This is a genomic window from Rhodococcus sp. 66b (assembly GCF_002076325.1).
Taxonomy (GTDB): Bacteria; Actinomycetota; Actinomycetes; order Mycobacteriales; family Mycobacteriaceae; genus Rhodococcus_F; species Rhodococcus_F erythropolis.
Window position 1 is genome coordinate 155,197 of sequence record NZ_MUZB01000004.1, and the last position, 20,594, is coordinate 175,790.

At 60.7% G+C, this 20,594-nt stretch carries 23 protein-coding genes; 15 read left to right on the forward strand and 8 right to left on the reverse strand.

Annotation, left to right across the window (positions count from 1 at the left end; genetic code table 11):
• The first annotated feature begins 3 nt into the window (after positions 1–3).
• The 4 genes from B0E55_RS08820 (at position 4) to B0E55_RS08835 (ending at position 3,408) form a co-directional block, all read left to right on the forward strand.
• Positions 4–849, forward strand: a complete 846-nt coding sequence (locus tag B0E55_RS08820; RefSeq protein WP_080909546.1) for an LLM class F420-dependent oxidoreductase — start codon at positions 4–6, stop codon at positions 847–849.
• 105 nt (positions 850–954) lie between these two features.
• A complete protein-coding gene (locus B0E55_RS08825) occupies positions 955–1,527 on the forward strand; it encodes a flavin reductase (RefSeq protein ID WP_080909547.1) in 573 nt (190 codons plus the stop codon).
• Positions 1,520–2,146: a superoxide dismutase gene (locus B0E55_RS08830; protein WP_003940303.1), complete on the forward strand. Its 627-nt coding sequence runs from the start codon at positions 1,520–1,522 to the stop codon at positions 2,144–2,146. The genes B0E55_RS08825 and B0E55_RS08830 overlap by 8 nt, the downstream gene beginning before the upstream one ends.
• Positions 2,147–2,316: 170 nt before the next feature.
• Positions 2,317–3,408 carry an alpha/beta fold hydrolase gene (locus B0E55_RS08835; protein ID WP_080909548.1) on the forward strand — a complete coding sequence of 364 codons (1,092 nt, stop codon included), beginning with the start codon at positions 2,317–2,319 and terminating at the stop codon, positions 3,406–3,408.
• Position 3,409: 1 nt separating this feature from the next.
• Here B0E55_RS08835 and B0E55_RS08840 read toward each other — a convergent pair whose 3' ends face one another.
• On the reverse strand, positions 3,410–4,675 hold the full coding sequence (locus B0E55_RS08840) for a vWA domain-containing protein (RefSeq protein WP_080909549.1): 1,266 nt from the start codon (positions 4,673–4,675) through the stop codon (positions 3,410–3,412).
• Between the two features lie 175 nt (positions 4,676–4,850).
• On the opposite strand from B0E55_RS08840, the gene B0E55_RS08845 reads away from it, so the two are divergent.
• Positions 4,851–5,813 (forward strand): GGDEF domain-containing protein, encoded by a 963-nt coding sequence (locus B0E55_RS08845; protein ID WP_070385771.1) that lies wholly within the window; start codon positions 4,851–4,853, stop codon positions 5,811–5,813.
• 88 nt (positions 5,814–5,901) lie between these two features.
• On the opposite strand, the gene B0E55_RS08850 is transcribed toward B0E55_RS08845, so the two are convergent.
• Positions 5,902–7,206, reverse strand: a complete 1,305-nt coding sequence (locus tag B0E55_RS08850; protein WP_080909550.1) for an HNH endonuclease signature motif containing protein — start codon at positions 7,204–7,206, stop codon at positions 5,902–5,904.
• A 159-nt stretch (positions 7,207–7,365) separates the two neighbouring features.
• Here B0E55_RS08850 and B0E55_RS08855 point away from each other — a divergent pair, with 159 nt between their 5' ends.
• The 5 genes from B0E55_RS08855 to B0E55_RS08875 all read left to right on the forward strand — a co-directional run bounded on the left by B0E55_RS08855 (position 7,366) and on the right by B0E55_RS08875 (position 10,443).
• Entirely contained in the window at positions 7,366–7,869 is a 504-nt protein-coding gene (locus tag B0E55_RS08855) for a MarR family winged helix-turn-helix transcriptional regulator (protein WP_020970654.1), read from the forward strand.
• Positions 7,870–7,880: 11 nt separating this feature from the next.
• Positions 7,881–8,939, forward strand: a complete 1,059-nt coding sequence (locus B0E55_RS08860; protein ID WP_021332078.1) for an LLM class flavin-dependent oxidoreductase — start codon at positions 7,881–7,883, stop codon at positions 8,937–8,939.
• 8 nt (positions 8,940–8,947) lie between these two features.
• On the forward strand, positions 8,948–9,514 hold the full coding sequence (msuE, locus tag B0E55_RS08865; protein WP_019745144.1) for an FMN reductase: 567 nt from the start codon (positions 8,948–8,950) through the stop codon (positions 9,512–9,514).
• Positions 9,511–10,038, forward strand: a complete 528-nt coding sequence (locus B0E55_RS08870; RefSeq protein WP_021345440.1) for a hemerythrin domain-containing protein — start codon at positions 9,511–9,513, stop codon at positions 10,036–10,038. Before msuE ends, B0E55_RS08870 begins: the two co-directional genes overlap by 4 nt.
• A gap of 72 nt (positions 10,039–10,110) precedes the next feature.
• Positions 10,111–10,443, forward strand: coding sequence for a CD225/dispanin family protein (locus B0E55_RS08875; RefSeq protein ID WP_003940071.1), 333 nt, complete (start codon positions 10,111–10,113; stop codon positions 10,441–10,443).
• A gap of 61 nt (positions 10,444–10,504) precedes the next feature.
• Here the strand turns inward: B0E55_RS08875 and B0E55_RS08880 are convergent, their stop codons facing one another.
• Positions 10,505–11,659 (reverse strand): alpha/beta hydrolase, encoded by a 1,155-nt coding sequence (locus tag B0E55_RS08880; RefSeq protein WP_080909551.1) that lies wholly within the window; start codon positions 11,657–11,659, stop codon positions 10,505–10,507.
• Between the two features lie 38 nt (positions 11,660–11,697).
• Between B0E55_RS08880 and B0E55_RS08885 the strand changes: the two genes are divergently transcribed.
• The 3 genes from B0E55_RS08885 (at position 11,698) to B0E55_RS08895 (ending at position 14,746) form a co-directional block, all read left to right on the forward strand.
• A complete protein-coding gene (locus B0E55_RS08885) occupies positions 11,698–12,156 on the forward strand; it encodes a DUF5990 family protein (RefSeq protein WP_080909552.1) in 459 nt (152 codons plus the stop codon).
• Between the two features lie 75 nt (positions 12,157–12,231).
• Positions 12,232–13,713, forward strand: a complete 1,482-nt coding sequence (locus B0E55_RS08890; protein WP_080909553.1) for a flavin-containing monooxygenase — start codon at positions 12,232–12,234, stop codon at positions 13,711–13,713.
• Positions 13,714–14,032: 319 nt separating this feature from the next.
• Positions 14,033–14,746, forward strand: coding sequence for an NAD(P)H-binding protein (locus B0E55_RS08895; protein ID WP_241896037.1), 714 nt, complete (start codon positions 14,033–14,035; stop codon positions 14,744–14,746).
• Here the strand turns inward: B0E55_RS08895 and B0E55_RS08900 are convergent.
• On the reverse strand, positions 14,724–15,494 hold the full coding sequence (locus B0E55_RS08900; protein ID WP_020970661.1) for an ABC transporter permease: 771 nt from the start codon (positions 15,492–15,494) through the stop codon (positions 14,724–14,726). The two genes, B0E55_RS08895 and B0E55_RS08900, sit on opposite strands and share 23 nt — an antisense overlap.
• A 50-nt stretch (positions 15,495–15,544) precedes the next feature.
• A complete protein-coding gene (locus B0E55_RS08905) occupies positions 15,545–15,982 on the reverse strand; it encodes a GtrA family protein (protein WP_020908979.1) in 438 nt (145 codons plus the stop codon).
• A 141-nt stretch (positions 15,983–16,123) separates the two neighbouring features.
• Between B0E55_RS08905 and B0E55_RS08910 the strand changes: the two genes are divergently transcribed.
• On the forward strand, positions 16,124–16,831 hold the full coding sequence (locus tag B0E55_RS08910; protein ID WP_020970663.1) for a TetR/AcrR family transcriptional regulator: 708 nt from the start codon (positions 16,124–16,126) through the stop codon (positions 16,829–16,831).
• Between the two features lie 49 nt (positions 16,832–16,880).
• Here the strand turns inward: B0E55_RS08910 and B0E55_RS08915 are convergent, their stop codons facing one another.
• Positions 16,881–18,377: an MFS transporter gene (locus B0E55_RS08915; RefSeq protein ID WP_003940566.1), complete on the reverse strand. Its 1,497-nt coding sequence runs from the start codon at positions 18,375–18,377 to the stop codon at positions 16,881–16,883.
• 99 nt (positions 18,378–18,476) lie between these two features.
• On the opposite strand from B0E55_RS08915, the gene B0E55_RS08920 reads away from it, so the two are divergent.
• Entirely contained in the window at positions 18,477–19,136 is a 660-nt protein-coding gene (locus B0E55_RS08920; RefSeq protein ID WP_019745154.1) for a TetR/AcrR family transcriptional regulator, read from the forward strand.
• Between the two features lie 9 nt (positions 19,137–19,145).
• Here the strand turns inward: B0E55_RS08920 and B0E55_RS08925 are convergent, their stop codons facing one another.
• Both B0E55_RS08925 and B0E55_RS08930 read right to left on the reverse strand, forming a co-directional pair.
• Positions 19,146–19,349 carry a PspC domain-containing protein gene (locus tag B0E55_RS08925; RefSeq protein ID WP_019745155.1) on the reverse strand — a complete coding sequence of 68 codons (204 nt, stop codon included), beginning with the start codon at positions 19,347–19,349 and terminating at the stop codon, positions 19,146–19,148.
• Between the two features lie 177 nt (positions 19,350–19,526).
• Positions 19,527–20,375, reverse strand: a complete 849-nt coding sequence (locus B0E55_RS08930) for an alpha/beta fold hydrolase (protein WP_019745156.1) — start codon at positions 20,373–20,375, stop codon at positions 19,527–19,529.
• Positions 20,376–20,594 lie beyond the last annotated feature (219 nt).

Consider the following 20,594-nt stretch of genomic DNA (forward strand, 5'->3'; position numbering starts at 1 on the left):
CCAGTGCGCTACGGACTCAGCCTGTTCACCAGTGATCGCGGCATCCGGCCTGCCGATGCAGCAAAGGCTGCGGAGGCGAATGGATTCGACGCCTTCTACGTTCCGGAGCACACTCACATCCCCGTATCGAGGGATTCCGATCACCCCGGAACCCAGTCGGCAGAATTGCCCGACGACCGTTACATGCGCACACTCGACCCCTGGGTTGCCCTCGGCACCGCCGCGTCGGTCACGAGCACCATCCGATTGGGCACCTCGGTGGCCCTCCCGCTCGAGCACGATCCGATCACTCTCGCGAAAACCATCGCATCGCTGGACCATCTTTCCGGCGGACGCGTGGTTTTCGGAGTCGGATTCGGCTGGAATGCAGAGGAACTCGCCGACCACGGCGTACCGCCCAACAAACGCCGGACCGCACTCCGGGAGTATCTCGAAGCCATGGGTGAACTGTGGTCGAAGGAAGAAGCTTCGTACGACGGCCAATTCGTGAAGTACGGGCCTAGTTGGGCCTGGCCCAAGCCCGTTCAGAAGCCCCGTCCTCCCATCTTGTTGGGCGGCGGCGGCAACGAGAAGACTTTCAAGTGGATCGCAAAGTCTGCCGACGGGTGGATCACCACACCGATCGAGCAGGAGATCGACGGAAACGTGGAACTGCTCCGAAAGATCTGGGCCGAAGCAGGTAGAGTCGGCGAGCCTGAAATAACCGTCCTGGCAGGCAAACCCGATCCGGAGAAGCTCGCCCACTGGGCAGATATCGGTGTCACGGAGGCGATGTTCGGCACTCCGGACAAGAGCCCCGAAGAGGTGGTCGGATACATGGAACGTCTGGCAGCCAAGCTCGGACGGTGAGGTCCGCCACAGCACCTTGACCTCAACTGCACTCGAGGTTTTAACGTCGGTATTGCACAAGACAGTGCAACGACAGCAAAACCCGAGTCAGAAGAGGTGCTAAGTGTGACGACAAAACTGGTTGGCACCCAACCTCTTTCGGACGTCGCTGTTGATTCGGCGCCGTCCATCCGAAGCGCATTCGTCGAGGCATTCCGAAATCATCCCGCCGGCGTCTCGATCATCACCGCCACGGGCAATGACGGCCCGGCCGGCATCACGTCGTCTTCGGTGATCTCGATCAGCGCCGATCCGGCAGTTCTGGCGTTCTCACTGCAGTCGTTGCGTGGTTCTGCGAGCGTCATTGCTTCCGCAAGCAGTTTTGTTGTTCACCTGGCAAATTCGGCGAACGAGCGACTGGCGGCCACGTTCGCGACCCGCGGCGCTGTGCGCTTCGGAGACGACATGCGCTGGTCGTTTCTGTCGACGGGTGAACCATTCCTGCACGGCACGGGCCACGCCTTGCGGGCGGTTCCCTTGAATGCCACGACGTGTGGCTCCGCAGTGATTGTCACCGCGCGCGTCGTCGACGTCATCGATCCGCAGCACGTGTCAGCGCCGCTCGTCTATCACGATCGAACCTATCGAAATCTCTCGTCTCACAACATTTCCTCAAAGGAAGGCATGTCACATGACTGAATACGTTCTCCCCGAGCTGGACTACGACTACGCCGCGCTCGAACCGCACATCTCCGGCGAGATCATGGAACTGCACCACAGCAAGCACCACGCCACGTACGTGGCGGGCGCCAACAGCGCAATCGAGCAGTTGGCTGCTGCACGCGAAGACGGCACGATCACCGCGAAGGCGCCGCTGCTCAGTAAGAACCTCGCCTTCCACCTCGGCGGCCACACCAATCACTCGATCTTCTGGAAGAACCTCTCCCCCAACGGCGGTGAGCGACCAGAAGGCGAGTTGGCAGCCGCGATCGACGAGCACTTCGGTACCTTCGACGCATTCGTCAACCACTTCTCCGCTGTAGCAACGACTTTGCAGGGGTCCGGCTGGGCGGTACTGGCCTACGACACGGTCGGGCAGCGCCTGGTCATCGAGCAACTCACCGACCAGCAAGGCAACATCAGCATCGGTATCGTTCCGTTGCTCATGCTCGACATGTGGGAGCACGCCTTCTACCTGCAGTACAAGAACGTCAAGGCCGACTACGTGAAGGCCTACTGGAACGTCATCAACTGGGAAGACGTTGCACAGCGATACGCGACGGCCACAGCCTCGACCGGCTTGATCGTCCCCGCCTGATCGTCCCCACCCGATCACTGCCATATCACCCCGATCAGCCCAGCTCGGCACGGTGGCTCCGTTGCCGAGCTGGGTTTTTGCACCCCCGAGATCGATGTATGTGAAGGCAGGTAACATACACCGAGCGCGGCTGACTCGGCCGTCCGCCGATTCGACTCCGAGGGGAACCAGTGCTCGATATCAGTGGTTTGATCGCGACGTGGCGTCCGACGCTGGACACCGCAGCGCGCAATGCATGGGGACTCTCGTTCGGCGACGGTGTCGAAAAGGCCGAACGCACGCCGTCGGTACTGATCAGCGAAGGTCTACACCGCGATCTATATCGCTTCGGCGCATTGTGGACGCCCAGAGGCAATCCGGTTCTCCTCGTACCTCCCCTCGCGGTTTCAGCCGACTGCTACGACCTTCGTGCAGGCCAGAGCCTCGCCGCACACCTACTGGATGGCGCAAACACGCCCTACCTCCTCGACTACGGGACCATGCGGTACTCCGACCGCGGAATGGGTTTCGAGGCCTGGGTCGACGACATCATCCCGGAAGCGATCCGTACGATCTCGGACCTACATGACGGCGCACCTGTTTCGCTGATCGGGTGGAGCCTCGGCGGGACCATGTCTCTGCTCACGGGCTCCGCTCACTCCGACCTTCCGATCGCATCGATCACGGCAATCGGCACGCCCATCGATTACACGAAGATTCCCGCTATCAGCCCGTTGAGGCTGATCGGCAAATACACGGGCGACACCCCGCTCACCTCCGCGACCAATCTGGTCGGCGGACTGCCTGCTCCGCTCGTCCAGGCGAGTTACAAGGTGACGGCGTTGCAGCGCGAAGTCCTCAAGCCATGGTTCATCGTGCGCAACCTCCACAACACCGAGACTCTGGCTCGCATGGAATCGATAGACAAGTTCATGGCAGCCATGCCTGGATACCCGGGCAAGGCATTTCAGCAGATCTGCGAACAACTCATGCTCGGCAACAATCTCTACAACGACGCTGTCACGCTTGCCGGACGCGAGATCAAACTGTCAGCTCTGAGCGTTCCCGTTCTCGCGATCGGCGGCACCACTGACGTGATTGCACCCATCGCTTCGGTGGAAGCAATCATGTCGGTCCTCACCGGCGCGCCGTCGGTCCGGTTCGAGAAGGCGCCGGGAAGTCACCTCGGGCTCGTTGCCGGCCCCACCGCGAGAGACTCCACCTGGGCGCACATCGACGAATTCTTGAAAGAGAATGCACCGCAGTTGGTTTCGACCAGCTAAATCACGGCGTCGTGATGCCCGCGGCCACAGCTGCCTTGTGCCAATCCGGGAATTCACTCAGCAAACGGGTGTACAACTGGGCGTCGTCGACGGTGTCGATGTCGTCCAGCGCGAAGAATCCGGCATTGTCGACCACCCTGCCGTCGAGGTCGTCGAGCTTCTCCAGCACTCCGTAGTTGGCCTTGCCGATTCCGACGAACTGCCAAAAGGCCGGGAGCCCAGACGCTTCGCGCATCAATTTCGTGATTTCCTTGCGCTCGCTGAAGCCTCCGTCGGTGAAGAACAGGACGAGCGTCGGCGCCGAACCACGTGTCAGGCCGGAGAGAATCTCAGTCATGATCGGCACTTCACGATTTGCGGCGCCGATCTGGTCATAGTTGAATCCGCCGTGCGAGCCGCGCAAGTGCAGGTAGGTATCCGACCACTCTTCCGCGTCATGGACAGAGATCTCGGGAAGCTTGACGAAACTGACTGCATACAAGTACGGCTCGAGCTTGCCGTCGTCATCGAGTTGGATCGCAACGGGAACCATGCGTTCGACAACACGATGCACCACTCTGGTGCGGTACTGCTTGGCCATACTTCCGGTTTTGTCGATCACCAGGACCACTCGCGCCCGAATTCCGTTGCCACCCTTGGTCAGCAGGACCTTGGCCACTTCGCGCTTTCGGAGGTCCAGTTTTTCCCGCTTCACCATCGAGAGTTTGGCTTCGTCGGGCACGGTCCGAATGCCATCTGCCGATTCAGCCGAGTCGGGTCGGCTCTGCGGTTCCTCGTCGACCGAGACTCCGAATGCAGTGACCAGATCTGCCAATCCGCTGTCCCAACCCGCCGAAACGTTCCGAACCTTCCAGTCCGTGCCGCGGCGATAGATCTCGACGAGGACCGCTGCCCTCTCACTCGTCAAACCCAAAGCCTGAGCCACGATAGCGGTGGAACCAGCCTGCTCCACCACGACACCAAGGCCCCCGACAGCAGAAAGGGTTCCGTTTGCCGCCGCATCAAGCGCCACGGCAACACTCAGCTGGTGGATGTCGGCGGGCAACCTCGCAATGTCGATTTGGATGACGCCGCCGGACTCCAAGCGCACCGCACCTTCGGGCGACACCGGCTGATTGAAGAAGACAAAATCTGCGTCGTTCCGCACCTTGTTCCGTTCGTCGAGCTGGAACACCATCAGGTCCACCGTGCCCGGGGCGCTACCGTTCACCGCCACCTTCAGCGAAGTTCCGTCAACGACTGTGTTCGCTCCACGCGCCAGCTCCATACCGGAAGATTAGCGGGCCACCAAAGAATCAACCGCCCCGCGGTCGGAAGAATCACAGCACACTTTCAGCAATCGCCAGGATTCTCGAGGCAGACTGTTCGTGGAAGATTTGTCGCACGCGGGACCAAGAGCCTGAACATCGACAGAATCTTAGGGTCGATCAGGAGGTCACCAAATGCCGCACGGCCAGGCGCGCACCATCCCGATGTTGCCACTCCTGCCACCACTGACGAATTTCGACGACGCCAGTCGCTCGATCGTGTCCTACCTCGACGAATATCTTCCGCTGGCACTGTGGTCGATCACGCGGTTCGACGGGTCGAATCAAATCTTTCTCACCGTCTCACCCAACCCACTTCACATCGAAGTCGGCGAGACCCGGACTTGGCAAAACACCATGTGCAGCGAGGTAGTCCTCGGAAATGCGCCGCCAGCCTCATCGAATCGCGCACTCGTACCTGCACTTTCCCGAGATGACAGGTGGGAAGGCATAGGCGCATACGTCAGCATCCCAATCCTTCACAACGACGGCAGTCTCTTCGGCACTCTGTGTGGCGCCGACCCGATTACGGGCGACTCCGTACTCGAGGACAACCTGGCCCTCCTCACCCTCCTGTGCCGACTCCTCGGAACGATTCTCGATGTCGACTATCAGCGCGCGCAGTCAGTGCGACTGGCCGAAACTGCGCAACTCGATGCCGAGACCGACCCGTTGACAGGTCTTCTCAATCGGCGCGGGTGGAACCGCATCCTCGAGGCCGAGCAAACCCGGTACCGCCAATTCGCCGATCCGGGATCTATCATCATCGTCGATCTGGACGGCATGAAGACCATCAACGACGAACTCGGTCACGCCGCGGGTGACGAATATGTTCAACGGGCCGGCAAGATCTTGGCAGCATGCGCGCACCCTGGTGCGGTGGTTTCACGGTTGGGCGGAGACGAGTTCGGAATCGCTCTGCCCGATACACAGCCGCGCGCCGTCGACTACCTGGTCGAGTGTTTGGAGAAGGCGTTCCGGAATGCCGACGTCTGTTGTTCGATCGGCCGAGCCGACTTTTCCATGTTCCAAAGCCTTTCCGAGACTTGGGATACGGCCGATGCCGAGATGTACCGCCACAAGCGCTCGAAGCACTGATTCGACTCCCCCACGGCCTGTTGGCACCGCATCGGAGGATCCCTTCGATGCGGTGCTGGCCCGTGTTCTGTTGTGCCCGAGGTTCTTCTCAGGTTTTGAAGGTGGTGTTCGCGGGCCGCGGGTGCTGCCCGGGGTCGATCGAGGGTGGTGGGATGAACCACGGTTTGTTGTCGGCGCCGATTCGGATCACCCACTTCCCGACGAATCCGGTTTTCCGGTGCATCAATCGATGATGTGAACGGCACAGTAGGACAAGGTTGCTCATCACCGTCGGGCCGCCGTTCGCCCAGTGCCGGATGTGGTGTGCGTCGGTCCAGGCCGGTACACATGTGCAGCCGGGGAACGCGCACCCCTTGTCCCTCGCAATCAACGCCACTCGCTGCTCCGCAGAGACCAACCGTTTCCCGGGTTTCGCATCGAGCGGCGCCCCGTGGTCGTCGAGCAGCACAGTCGAGAGGAAACAATCGCACCCGAGAAGCCTGGTCTGCGACACCGACAGTGGCCCCAGCCAGGGCATGTGCCCCACATCGAGATCCGACACAGCCACAGCAACACCATCGGGCGAGGATGCGGCGGCGCAGTCCCGATGCTCCGCCAAATCACGAGCATTGATGTGCACGTTCACGTGCGGACGCTGACCACCATCGGTGCCGGTTTTGGCGCAGTCCAGATACCGGCGGATCAGTTCCGTGAACCCATCCGCAGTCCGCTTCGCCGCCGACCGAGCATCGGGAGTTCCATCCGGTGCCGGGGTGGGCATCGTCAGATTCGACAACGCCGATAGCAGCATTTCACCGGTGAGAGCATCGAAATCCCCGCGCACCACCACCCGACCATTCAACGTCGACGCGATCCGCAACTCATTCCGATCCACATCCTCGGCGGGCGGAATCTCATCGGACTCGAACACTCGCTCCAAGGTTGCGATCACGTTTCGCACCTTCGTCGTTGTCGCCTCCACGCCCGACGCGGCAGCCAACAACAAATCGATACAGCGAGGCAACGCGGCGTCCGGCATGCCCTTCGGCGGTGATTCGCAGAACGCCACGATCAACACGGCATGCTCGAACGAGCAATCCCCGACATCGAACCGAGCCGCCACCGCCGGAAACGGCCTCAGTGCAGCACCCAACGCGGCGATCTTCTTCCCGTCCCGAACCTGCAGCATCGTGTTGGCCGCCAACCAGCAACCCACCCCGCGGCTGGCGATCACCTGATCATCCGGGCGCATCGAGAGTTCGTCGACCACTGCCACCCGAACAGCCTCGAGACGCAGAACCTCCGCACTCACCGACACCGCAACCGCACGTAACTCAGAAGCAGACAACTGCCACAGGCGTCCGCGCAACCCCACCGCAGAACCAGACACCACATCCGACAACAGCACGCTCATTGAATCCCCCGATCCCCTACACACAAGAATACTCGAACACGTGTTCGAGTCAATGCTTTGCTACCAGCACAAATGAGAGCGGGGAATAGTTCGATCGATCCAGGCGTATTATTTGAGTAAGCAATACTTGCGAGCGCAAATAAATGGAGGCTGTCACCGATGACTACCGATGAACGTCGACGTGGTTCCGTCTGGCGCGACCTAGTGGTCAGCCACAGCGTCATCCTCGGCAAGATGGAGGCGGACCTTCGAACCACCACCGGGCTCACCCTTGGCCAGTACGACGTTCTGCTCCGACTGCACGAAGCGCCGGGAAACACGATCCGAATGGGCGATCTGGCCGAACTGGTCCTGGTCACCACCAGTGGCGTGACGCGCGTCGTCGATCGATTGGTCGAGGCAGGACTGGCAGAGCGCGTTCGCCCGGACAACGATCGACGCGTCGTGACGGTATCGATGACGCCTGCGGGCAAGAAGACGCTTCGAAAAGCGTCCGCCATACACACGCGAGGGATCGCCGAATACTTCTCCGATCTCATTGAAACCGAGGAGCTTCCGGTACTCGAACGCTTCTTCTCCCGACTTGCCGCACATCACACGAATCAAGGCGGCGCATGCGATGCGCACGTAGAACAACTTTCCATCACCCCCACGAACAGATAGCGAGAAACAACATGGCTTTCGAATTGGGCGTCTACCATTTCGGTGAACTCACCCCAGATCCCACTACCGGCGCGATGATGAATCCCGGTGTCCACCTTCGCCATTTGGTCGAGCAGGCAACCGTTGCCGATCAGGTTGGACTCGATGTCTTCGGCGTCGGCGAGCACCATCGCACCGACTTCGCAGTCTCAGCCCCGGCAGTTGTGCTCGCGGCAATGGCTCAGGCTACCGACAACATCAAGCTGTCCAGCGCCGTAACTGTACTCAGTTCCGACGATCCCGTACGTGTGTTCCAACAGTTCGCGACAGTTGACCTGCTTTCCGAAGGCCGTGCCGAGATCATTGCCGGCCGAGGTTCGTACACGGAGTCATTTCCGCTTTTCGGGTACGACCTGTCCCAGTACAACGAACTCTTCGCCGAAAAGCTCGATCTACTACTGAAACTGCGCGACGAGAACCCGATCAACTGGGAAGGACAACTTCGCGCACCACTGATCGACGGTGACGTGACGCCCCGCCCGGACCGTCAGATTCCGGTGTGGATCGCAGTCGGAGGTACTCCGGCCTCTGTCGTCCGTGCCGCGAAACTGGGCCTGCCCCTCTCGCTTGCCATCATCGGCGGAAGCTACCAACAGTTCGAACCGTTCGTCGATCTGTACCGCAGGGCTGCAGCGGAGTTCGGACACGATCCGAAGAAGCTGGCTGTCTCGATTGCTTCGCCAGGATTTGTCGATACCTCGAAGCAAACAGCACTCGACACGTCGTACCCGTACTTCCAGGCCGGGTGGATGCAGAATCATCATCAGCGGGGAAACGGAGTTCCCATGCCGCGCAGGGCATACGAAGCGCAGGCAACCACCGCGGGTGCGTTCTTCCTCGGCGGCCCGCAGGAAATCATCGACAAGACGATGGCGCAGTACGAACTGTTCCATCATGACCGCATCATGATCCAGATGGGGTTCGGCAACGTGCCACAGAAGGACATGCTGCGTGCGATCGAGATCCTCGGCACCGAAGTAGCCCCCGTTGTGCGTAAGGAAATCGAATCACTGAAGTCGTCCCAAAAATAGGAGTTTCGATGAGCACACCGCTCAAAATTGTTGCCGTTGTCGGCAACCTTCAAAAACCCTCCAAGACTCGTGCCCTCGTCGACCTGATCGTCGAAACCTTGGGAGACTTCGAGCAGATCGACACACGAGTTTTCGAGATCGTGGATCTGATTCCAGGTCTTGCATCTGCTCTGGATCGCGATCACGTCGACTCAGTGACCGCCGAAGCGCTGGCAGCAGTCGAGTCCGCCGATATCGTCATCGCGGCGTCACCGGTGTTCCGCGGCTCGTACACGGGAATGTTCAAGCATTTCTTCGATCTCGTGGACCAGTACGCGCTTGCCAACACTCCGGTGATTCTTGCTGCGACAGGTGGCAGCGACCGCCACGCTCTCGTGTTGGACCATGCCCTGCGTCCACTGTTCGCTTTCTTCCAAGCGCTGACCGCTCCGGTCGGGATCTATCTCAGCTCAGGTGATTTCGACGGAACGACTATCCTCAACCCCGAGGTATTCGAGCGTATCGAGATGGCAGCAAAGGACGTCCTGCCGGTAGCGAGGATGCTCGCGGAGCGGGATCGAGTTGCGCTGACGTGAACGCCCCTAATTCGCACAACACGGCAACAGTTGCCGGTCTGAGGATGATCGAACAGCTACGTCAGGTTCACGAACCTCTACGAGCCGATATCGAGGTACTCGAGAACGCCCTGCAACAGTTGTCGGACGAAACCGCCGATCTGACTCGGATACCCGAAATGATCGACAATCTGACGATCGCGGATTTCGTCTGGCAACTACGGGTCAACTGCGACTTCTACTGCAACACGCTGACTCTGCACCACACCATCGAAGATCAACGTATGTTCCCCGTAATGACCAGGAACTTTCCCGAGTTGGCCCCTGCGGTCGAACGACTGCAGGCAGAACACAAGCTTGTCGGGGAGATCGTGTCGGAAGCCAAGCGTGCGTCACTCGCGCTGAGCACCGAATCCTCCACGGTCAATCGGGCACACGCCGCAATCTCCGAATTGGCGGATCATATGCAGTCGCACCTCGATTTCGAGGAGGCCACACTCTTTCCGTACTTCCGACGGATGGATCGCGACTGGCATTACGGCTGATCGTGCACACTCAGTGATTCTTCAGCTCCATCGCAGTAGCGTCGAAAGGGCCACCTCATGTCAGGAGCCCCCATGACCAACCCGGATCAACCCACCGTCCAGCAATCCGTTCCTCAGCACCCGATTCGACCGCCCGTCAATGCGGGTTGGGCAGTGGTCTCGCTGCTGTTCTTCTGGCCGCTCTCCTTCTCCGCTTTCACGCACGCCTTCAACGTGTATCCGCTGTGGGCCGACGGCGATGTGGCCGGGTCGCGGTACGCGTCCGATCGAGTGAAACGACTCGGTCAGATCTCGCTGTGGATCGCAGGCGGGCTACTACTCCTGGTCTGCATCCTGTACGCGATTGCGGCAATCGTGTGGTTCGCCAACGGTGGCCACGATTACGGGCCGCGACGTATGCGCTGAACAACCACACCGCAACAACAACACCGCAACAACAACACCGCAACAACAACACCGCCGAACATCACCTCGTCAATCGATCGATGAACTCCATGGTCTGGTCCATCGAAGCGACCGTCGTTTGGCCGTGGCTGATTCCGCTGAGTTCTTGATACTCGAACTGCGTTCCTCGCGAACGCATGTCGACCAGTTGCGCCCAGGTAAGGGCGACAGGAACCGTTGTGTCCGACACGCTCTGCACCACACGCAGTGACCGGTCGTAGCCGTCGACCGGCACCTGCATCATCTCGCGAAACAGATCGTGGAAGCGTGGCGTCCACACCGACCGAGAAAACAACGAGCTCAACTGGATTCGTTCGGCGCGAATGTGGCGGCCGAGATCTCCGGCGCACAGTGTCCGAGCCTTTTCCATCCACTCGATCCCCTGCGGCGAGAGAACCTCCCGAATGTTCTCTTCGGGTCGTTGATCGTCGATCCCGGCCAGAACGTACAGCGCGTATCCCACCAACCCGGTGATGCCGATGTCGGGAAACAGCGGTCCGCCCAACGGAAACAAACCTTCCATATGGGTGGGGCCGGCAACAACGACCGAGCCGCGGAAATCCAATTCCGGTGCACGAGTGGTGGCCTCGTGTCCCGCGAAGTACGCCGCATGACCGCCTTCGGACAAACCCGCAACCATCCACCGCGGACTCAGCACACTGCCGTACAACTCGTGCGCTGCCCGCACGATGTCGACCGCATTCGCGCCGGCGGCATGTCCGTCGAGATAGGCCAGCACCCCGTCGGTACCAAGTCCCGAGTAGTCGGTAGCGACTACCGCGTATCCCTGCTCCAACCAGCGTTCGATCGGTTCGATCTCGCCCGGACCGAATCCGGTCGACGAGGGTGCACACTGATCCGCACTGCCCAAAGTTCCGTGGGCATAGGAGATGACGGGCCAACCGCCCGCCGGTGGGGCACCTTCCGGCAGAAACACGGACCCTGACGACTCTCCCCATCTGTCAGCGGTACGCAGAGTTCGATACACGACCCGCTGCGTCTCACCGGCGCCGACCGGAAACACTGCGGCCGAGAGTTCGCCATAGGACTCCAGCGCGCCCGCGACTTCCGGTTCGTCCGTCGTCGCCGCGGCAGCACCTGACCCCCAGCCGAGACTCGACAACAGAATGCTCGCCACCACGGCCGCCACAAAGGTTCTACCCGAACGACTCACCACGCCAACCCCTCCCGACCTGTGCAGAGCATGATGTCGATATGCAGATCATCATCACCGGTCACAGCCTGCCCGGACGTGAGTGTTCCGAAACCGCAACCTTCGAAGGGCGCAGCAGCATCCACGTCGGCGTTCAGCGCCGAGGCAAGCCACACGAAATCCTCGACCTCGTACCAGGAGATACCGAGACAGTGCGATGGGAACTGACAGCGAGTCTGGAGCGAAAGTCCGGTGCCTGGGACATTCTCGGTTCACACATCCAGGGTCCACCTCGCGGACGCTTCATCTACCTGTCCTGGGTGACGGTATCCGATGACCAGACGTTCGAGATGTTTCGGCGCGCAAAGCTGATGCTCGACGCGATCCCCGAGCACATCGTCGAGCAGGCCGACGCTTCCGGCGTGCTCCACGGAGACCTCGGGCTCACCGACGCCGCAGGTAAACCACTGTGCGCGGCAATCCGACCACCAACGATCACCTGGTCCCCCTCGCCTTACTGAGCATCGTTCAGTAGTGTGGTGATCGAGCACTAACTCTGCCGGTGGCCCCACATAGTCGATACGGAGTCCGAACTGATGAGCACCGAACACCTCGATGTCCTGATCGTCGGCGCCGGCTTGTCCGGCATCGGTGCTGCTTATCGACTCCAGACCGAGCTCCCAGGAAAGTCGTACGCAATCCTCGAGGCCCGAGCGAACAGCGGCGGAACCTGGGACCTCTTCAAGTATCCCGGCATCCGATCGGATTCCGACATGTTCACGCTCGGCTACCCGTTTCGCCCGTGGACAGATGCCAAAGCAATCGCCGACGGTGATTCGATCCTGCGGTACGTGCGCGACACCGCGCGAGAGAACGGGATCGACAAGAAGATTCGGTACAACCGGAAGGTGACGGCCGCATCATGGTCGTCAGCGACCTCGACCTGGACAGTCACGGTCACGACCGGCGACGAAGACGAAACATTGACCTGCAACTTCCTCTATCTCTGCAGCGGGTACTACAGCTACGACGGCGGATACACCCCCGCCTTCCCCGGACGTGAATCGTTTGCCGGTGAGGTAGTGCACCCCCAGTTCTGGCCCGAAGAACTCGATTACTCCGACAAGAAGGTCGTTGTGATCGGAAGCGGCGCCACCGCAGTCACTTTGGTCCCCACGATGTCACGGGACGCAAGCCACGTCACGATGCTCCAGCGATCACCGACGTACATTCTGGCGCTGCCGTCCAGCGACAAATTATCGGACACCATTCGCGCGGTACTGCCGAATCAACTCGCGCACAGCATCGCTCGATGGAAGAGCGTCGTAGTGAACCTGAGTTTCTACCAACTGTGCCGACGCAGTCCGGCGCGTGCAAAGAGGATGCTGAACCTCGCGATCAGTCGTCAACTCCCGAAAGACATCCCCCTCGATCCTCACTTCACACCCTCCTACGATCCCTGGGACCAGCGCTTGTGCGTCGTACCCGACGGCGATTTGTTCAAAGCCCTCCGATCCGGCAAGGCCTCGATAGAGACCGATCACATCGACACCTTCACCGAGACCGGGATCCTTCTCGCGTCAGGTCGCGAACTCGAAGCTGACATCATCGTCACTGCAACAGGATTGAAGATGGAGGCGTGCGGCGGGATGTCCATCGAAGTGGACGGCGAACCCGTCACCCTCGGTGATCGTTACGTCTACAAGGGCATGATGATCAGCGACGTACCGAACTTCGCGATGTGCGTCGGCTACACCAACGCCTCGTGGACTCTGCGAGCAGATCTCACGTCGATGTACGTGTGCCGACTGCTGACGGAGATGGACAAGCGCGACTATTCGAAGTGCGTGCCGCACGCGACCGAAGAAATGGACCAGCGGCCGATCCTGGATCTGGCGTCGGGGTACGTCATGCGTGCCGTGGAACAGTTCCCGAAGCAGGGATCGAAGTCACCGTGGAACATGCGTCAGAACTACATCCTTGACCGTCTTCACTCCATGTTCGGGAGCATCAACGACCACATGACGTTCTCGAAGGCACCAGCTCGACATTCGACGCCGGTACCGAGCAAGAGTTGAGCGGACCACGAACAACCAGGTAGAGCAGTCTGGCGAAGCCACCAATCGATCCGACGACAAAGAACACGCCAGAACCTGCGACCACGGCACAGAGCGCACCGAGAACGATGATCGTCGACGCCTCTACCATTCGACCGGCTGACTCCGATCCCAGAACGTGTATTTCATCAACTCCTTCGTTCATAAAACTATTTTCAGCCAACCGTCCAGCCGGTTTGTAGGGACTTTAGTCACGAGTCGGGTCAAAATGGACTCATAATTGCAGGTCAAGCGTTCAGTTGGCCACTCCGGTCGGATGAACTGCAGACCGTTCCGTAGTGTGCGCATCACAGAAAGTGGAACCAACGCCGGGGGGAACATCATGAAGGTCGTCGTTTTCGGGGCAACAGGAATGGTCGGCAACAGCGTCCTGAGGGAATGCCTCGACGATCCACGAATCGACGAAGTCGTGACCGTCGGCCGCAATCCGTCCGGTACAACTGCCCCGAAGATCGTCGACATCGTTCACCGCGACATGCTCGACTTCTCGGCGATCGAAGCCGATCTGACCGGCGCGGACGCCTGCTTCTTCTGCCTCGGTGTCTCCTCTGCCGGCATGAACGAAGCCGACTACACCCGCATCACGCATGACATCACGCTTGCCGCCGCCACGACACTGTCGGGTGTGAATCCTCAGATGGTGTTCGTCTACGTGTCCGGCGAAAGCGCCGACTCCACCGAGACCAGCAAGACCATGTGGAAGCGAGTACGTGGCGCGACCGAGAATGCGCTACTCGCCCTCCCTCTCACGACCTACATCCTCCGGCCGGGATTCATCCGTCCGCGCCCGGGATCGCCGTCGAAGACGTGGTGGTACAAGGCCTTCTATCAAATCTCCGTGCCTCTCTACCCACTCTTGCGCAAGGTCTGGCCCAGCAGCGTGACCACCAGCGAAAACATCGGCAGGGCAATGATCACCCTCGCGGCAAACACGCCCGATCTTCCCGACCGCGTCCTTCGCAGCGACAAGATCAACGAACTCGCGCAGGCCTGACAGTCTTACCTCGAAAGACGAAGCCGCGGGCGACGAGTTCCAACGCCACGGCGACCGAGCAGGTTTGCGCCAACAGCAGCCCTGCCAGCACAAGAATTTGCACGGCACCGGCTTGAACGGCCGACCCCGTCGCGAGCAAAACGCCGACAAAAGCTCCCGGCAATGTCACGAGGCCGACGGTGCGCGTCTGGTCGACTCCCGGTAGCAGGGCGTCGGAGGCTGCGGTGCGGGCTACTTCCCACCGTGCATCGCGCTGGGAAAATCCAAGGCTCAGTGCGGCTTCGACTTCCCCGTATCGATCATCGACGGCGTCGAGTCCGCGTTTGGCTGCCATCGATGTTGCAGTCATCGCGCCGCCCAGAACAATTCCGCCGATCGGCACCAGAGCGATGCCTTCCAGCGGAACCACTCCGGACAGCAGCATCAGTGGCAGAACCACACCGATTCCCGACGCCAAGGCGATGGTCAGCCACGCTCCGGACGTTCCTGCGCCGCAGCGTCGTGCCGCGGTGAACGACGCCGCAGCGAACATGCCGACGAGCACGAGGAGCGCTGACCAGATGTGAGCCAAGGCTGCGGCGAGGATCAACGAAATCGCAGCCAACTGAAGAGCGCCGCGAGCGAGTGCGCCTGGGACTACCCGAACGCTACCGAGAGAGGTGAATCGGTAGACGAGCGTGGCGACAAGAGCCATGACGATGCAGAGCACAGCCAGACGGATGCCGGAGTCGGCTATCGAAAGGCTCATAGGTCACAGTGTTCCCTACGAGCCGAGTCCGACTCGAATTCGAGAACCGCTCAGAAAACCCAACCGCGAAGGGCGACAAATCGCAGGCCACCGACAATTCCGCTCACTGCGATCACAAGCCCGGCTTGAAGAAGTCCGTCGGCGCCGGGGAGAAGGAAGCCGAGCGCACTGATGGCGGCCGAACTGGCGATCAACCCGACCAGAGCGAGTCCACCGCCTTCCCACTGCGCGGTGAACCAGTTGACGCGATCCGCGGCATGGAAGGTGAGCCGGCGATGCAGCTCGTTGGCCAGAATGGTGCTCAAGACTGCACCAACGGCGTTGGCGACCAGCGCTCCGTCACCGCGCAGCGCCAGAAAAGCGGCAAAGTACAAGATATTGCTGGCTCCGCCGACGAGGGCAAAACGAACGAGCTGAGCAAAGGCGCCGTCGCCGGCAAGAGCGCGAAGCCTCGTTGCCGCGAAACCTGCACTCCGCGTACCCACCATCGAGATCGGATTGCTCCCGACCCAGATGTCAGACGTGCTCATATCGGCTTCTCTCATACGGACAATCGGAACCACACGTTCCGCTTAGTAATATAGCACTAACGGAATCGATCATTCCGCTTAGTGCCGTAGACTGTGAGGATGCCGACAACACACCCCGACGCTTCTCATGCGGGGACCTCGGCCGACTGCTCACAGCCGCGCCTTCGGTCCGACGCCAAGGCCAACCTCGAGCGCATCCTCAACTCCGCTCGCGAGGTGTTCGCTGCCCAAGGACTCGACGCCACGCTGGCGGACGTCGCCAAGCACGCCGGCGTCGGCGTCGGCACCGTCTATCGCCGGTTCGCCAGCAAGGACGAGCTGATCCAGGCCCTGTTCGACACACGGTGCTCCGAGATCGAAACGATTGCCGCCACCGCCCGGGAGATGCCAGACGCCTGGGAAGGTCTTGTCTACTTTCTCGACGTGATCTCCCTGCGCATGGCAGACAACCGCGGATTCGGCGATCTCCTGATGGACGGGCGCTTCGCGTCGGACACTTTCGCTCGCGCGCGCGCCGGGATCGCTCAGCACACCGCGGCACTTGTCAATCGTGCCAAGGAACAGGGCACCCTGCGGAGCGACTTCGAAGTCAACGACATTCCGCTTCTCATGCAGGTCGTCAAGATGGCCCAGAAGTTCGGCGGCGACGAGGCCCCTCAGGCTTACCGCCGCGCACTCGGGTTCATGATCGACGGACTCTGCGCGTCCCGCACCGGCCATCGCGAGTTGCCCGTCCCGGCGCTTTCCTCCGAACAACTCGATCACGTCCTTCATCGGTTTCAGGCATCGCCCGATAAGAACTGCTGACTCGATTTCGGGGTCGACGCCGCAATGGCGTCGACCCCGAAATTTGCTGTCAGTGGGCGATTACCGGTTCGCCTTCCGGCGAATCCGGCAGCAGTCCACTCCGAAGAACCAGTCCGGTCAAGACCGCACCGACCGCGAATATGCCTGCGGCCCAATAGAACGTCGTGGTGTAGCTCTCGACGGCAGCCTGTGCCTGGGTCAGCGGATTCATCTCGCGGCCCACCAGGTAGTTGGTGGAAGCCGAGGCTGCAATCGTGCTGAGCAGTGCAGTTCCGATCGAGCCGCCCACCTGCTGCATCGTGTTGACCGTGGCAGAGGCGACGCCGGCATCTTCGTGGTGCACGCCTGAAGTTGCTCCCTGCATCGACGGGGCGAAAATGCTGCCCATGCCGAGTCCGGTGACAACGAGCCCCGGCAGAATGTGGACTGCATAGGTGCTGTCCACGGAAATCTGGGCCAGCAGCGTCATTCCGATCGCCGCGATGACCATTCCGCTCACGATCAGCACTCGCGGACCGACGCGCGGTAGCAAAACCGCTGTCGAAAGCGTTGCCGCTGTCACGATTCCGAACACCATCGGCATGAATGCGAGGCCGGTCATGATCGGGCTGTACCCGAGGATCAGCTGCATGTAGTACGTCAGGAACAGGAAGACTGCGAACATGCCTGCGCCGGAAAGGAAGATCGCCAGGTACGAGCCAGCCCGGATTCGGTCGAGGACCACCCGCAGCGGAAGGAGCGGGTGCTCGGACTTGGTCTGCCAGTAGATGAACGCCGCCATGAACACTACGCCGGCAACGAGCCACGAGATGGTGGGAGTTGCACTCCACCCGTCCGATTCGGCCTTCGAGAATCCGAAGACGATGCTGAACAAGCTGATCGACACCAGGATCGTTCCCGGGATGTCGAGCTTGGGTCGCGAGTCACTGGTGTGCGGCGCGAGCAACAGGACTGCTCCGACCAGGGCGATCGCCGCGAAGAAGAGATTCACGAAGAGGCACCAGCGCCAGTCGACCCACTCGGTGAGTGCGCCGCCGAGCAGCAGTCCGATGGCGCCACCGCCGCCGGCAACGGCACCGAAGATACCGAAAGCCTTGGCACGCTCACCTGGATCCGTGAATGTCACGGACAGCAGCGACAGGGCTGCCGGGGCAAGGAGCGCACCGAATACGCCCTGGCCGGCACGAGCGGCAACAAGCATTTCGAAGTTGACGGCTGCGCCACCGATGGCGGAAGCCACTGCGAAGCCGATAAGACCGACGATGAAAGTTCGCCTGCGCCCGAACAAGTCGCTCAATCGACCGCCGAGTAGCAGCAAGCTGCCGAACGCCAATGCGTATGCCGTGATGATCCACTGGCGGTCCGAATCACCGAACTCCAGTGAGCGCTGCGCAGCAGGCAGCGCGATGTTGACGATGGTGGCATCCAAGACCACCATCAGCTGCGCAATTCCCAGAACCGCGAGAACCAGCCACCGCTTTGCGTGGTTGTCCCCTGAAGGCGCTGAGGACTGCTCGAATTCAGTCCGTTCAGCAATGTCTGACATAGTCCCTCGCCCAACCTATGCGGAGATGGCTTCTCCGGTTAGCAAAAACGCTACACCAAAACGGAGAGGCTGTCTCCACTTGGCGGGTAGAGTGGGGACATGAGTACCGCAATGGAGCGCCCCCTTCGCGCCGATGCTGCACGTAATCGGCAGTTGATCATCGACGCCGCACGTGAATTGTTCGCCGAAGAAGGGATCGACGTCACACTCGACGACGTCGCCCGGCGCGCGGGTGTCGGCGTCGGAACGGTCTATCGGCGGTTCGCCAGCAAAGAAGAATTGATCGACGGAGTCTTCCAACAGAACTTCGCCGACATGGCGGCGGCCGCGGACGCGTCACTCGCCAATCCGGATCCGTGGGACGGCCTGGTCACCTTTGCCGAATTCGCCTGCAGCCGTATGTCGGTCAACCGCGGGCTCAAAGACGTCCTGAATGGAACCGACGAGGGATGCGAGCAAGTCGCATGCCAACGATCCATCATCGAACCGTCGGTCGAGAGGATCTTCTACCGGGCCCAGGAGGCCGGGATGCTGCGCCCCGATGCCGTACCGACGGACCTGTTCGGCCTCATCTTCATGGTGGGCGCAGTCACCGAATTTGCTCAGCCCGTCAACCCGACCGTGTGGCGTCGATACCTCTCGGTGATGCTCGACGGTCTACGCACGGAGGGCTTGCACCGTGACGCACTCCCCCTTCCTCCGCTGAGTTCGGAGGAATTGCACGAGGCCAAGCAATGCCTGAAAGACCGCCGCCGTTGAGCGGTTCGGTCAGATCTGCTCACGAGGAATGAAGATCCACATCACGATGTAGATCAGAAACTGCGGGCCGGGCAGCAGGCACGAGAGCACGAACAGCAAGCGGACAGTCGACGACTTCCAACCGAAGTATCGAGCGATTCCGGCGCACACCCCACCGAACATTGCTCCCGAGCGGGCGCGGGTGAGCTTGCGGGTCTTCATCGGGGAGGTCATGTGTTGTTTCCTTTCAACGGAACTCGCGGTTCATCCGCGTCGACCTCCACTATCCGCCGCCGATCCACCTGTGCGCATCAGGCCATGGACCCATCTTTTCCGTCGCGGTGTGTCCTCAGGTACGAGTCCGTCCCCGCGTCGGACTCAGGGTTCTCCCCCACACCCCAGCCTCGTACCTCAGCAGGGAAACATGCGTCGAAGCCGTTTCGGAGCCGCAAAAGGTTGCCAGTTGTCGACGTCCTGTGCCAGACGATCGGCAACGGTCCACAACGCCGACGGGTTGTGGGTCAACCCCATATGACTGCCTTGCACCGCAATGCTTTCCGACAGGCCTGCCGAGGTTTCACAGCACGCTTGCCATGGAACGATACCGTCGTGCCTGGAGTAGACCGACGTGGCAGGAACGGAAATAGGCGATCCCTGTTCGGATTCGATGCCGTCGACCGGAGGCAGTATCGCGTGATTACCGGACAAACGAGCGTAGAGAGATCCGACTCTCGTCTGCTCCAGACTGGTGAGAGCGAAAGGACTTCCGAGTGTCACTACCTGACGTACGGAATCCGGCAGATCCCTCGCCAGCTTTCGAGCGTAGATACCGCCCAAACTCCAGCCGATCACCGACACCTTCTGCTCGTATCGATCAGCTACCTCGGCCAATGCGGCAGGCAATCCGTCGACCACCGTCGCCGTCGGACCGGTGTTCAGACCCAGATTCCAACCGTGAACCCGGTATCCGAGAAAGCTCAGGTACGTCCTCAAGGCGAGAGTCGACACGTCCGAAGTCAGCAATCCGGGGAGAACGAGGACCGGATGCCCGTCCCCACGCGGCGATCGAAGCAACCAAGGAGCCGCGAGAAGCAGTGAAGCGATGTCGACCAGTCCGCGCGTCGGCTCGCTCAGACACATCGCCAAGGATGGTGGCCCCGGAACGAGTGGGTCGACTTCACGAATCCGCGTCGATCGCTGCGCCCAATCGAATTCGGTCTCCGCGAAATCAATCGCCGAGACTTCCGCAACTACGGACACCTGAACTCCTGTCGGCCGGTGCCCTCGTCGGGGCGTGTGGTGGGGCGGTTCCGCGAGCTGTGTGCTCAACCCGCGGAACCTTGTCCTCATCCACCACCGGTAGCGAACCAGGACCCGTTCTGCCCACAGATTCGTGACCAAAGGCCTCTCGACCACACGAACACTGTGTGATCCAGAACACTAGTTTTGATTACGTTGCATCCACGTTGCGTACGTGTT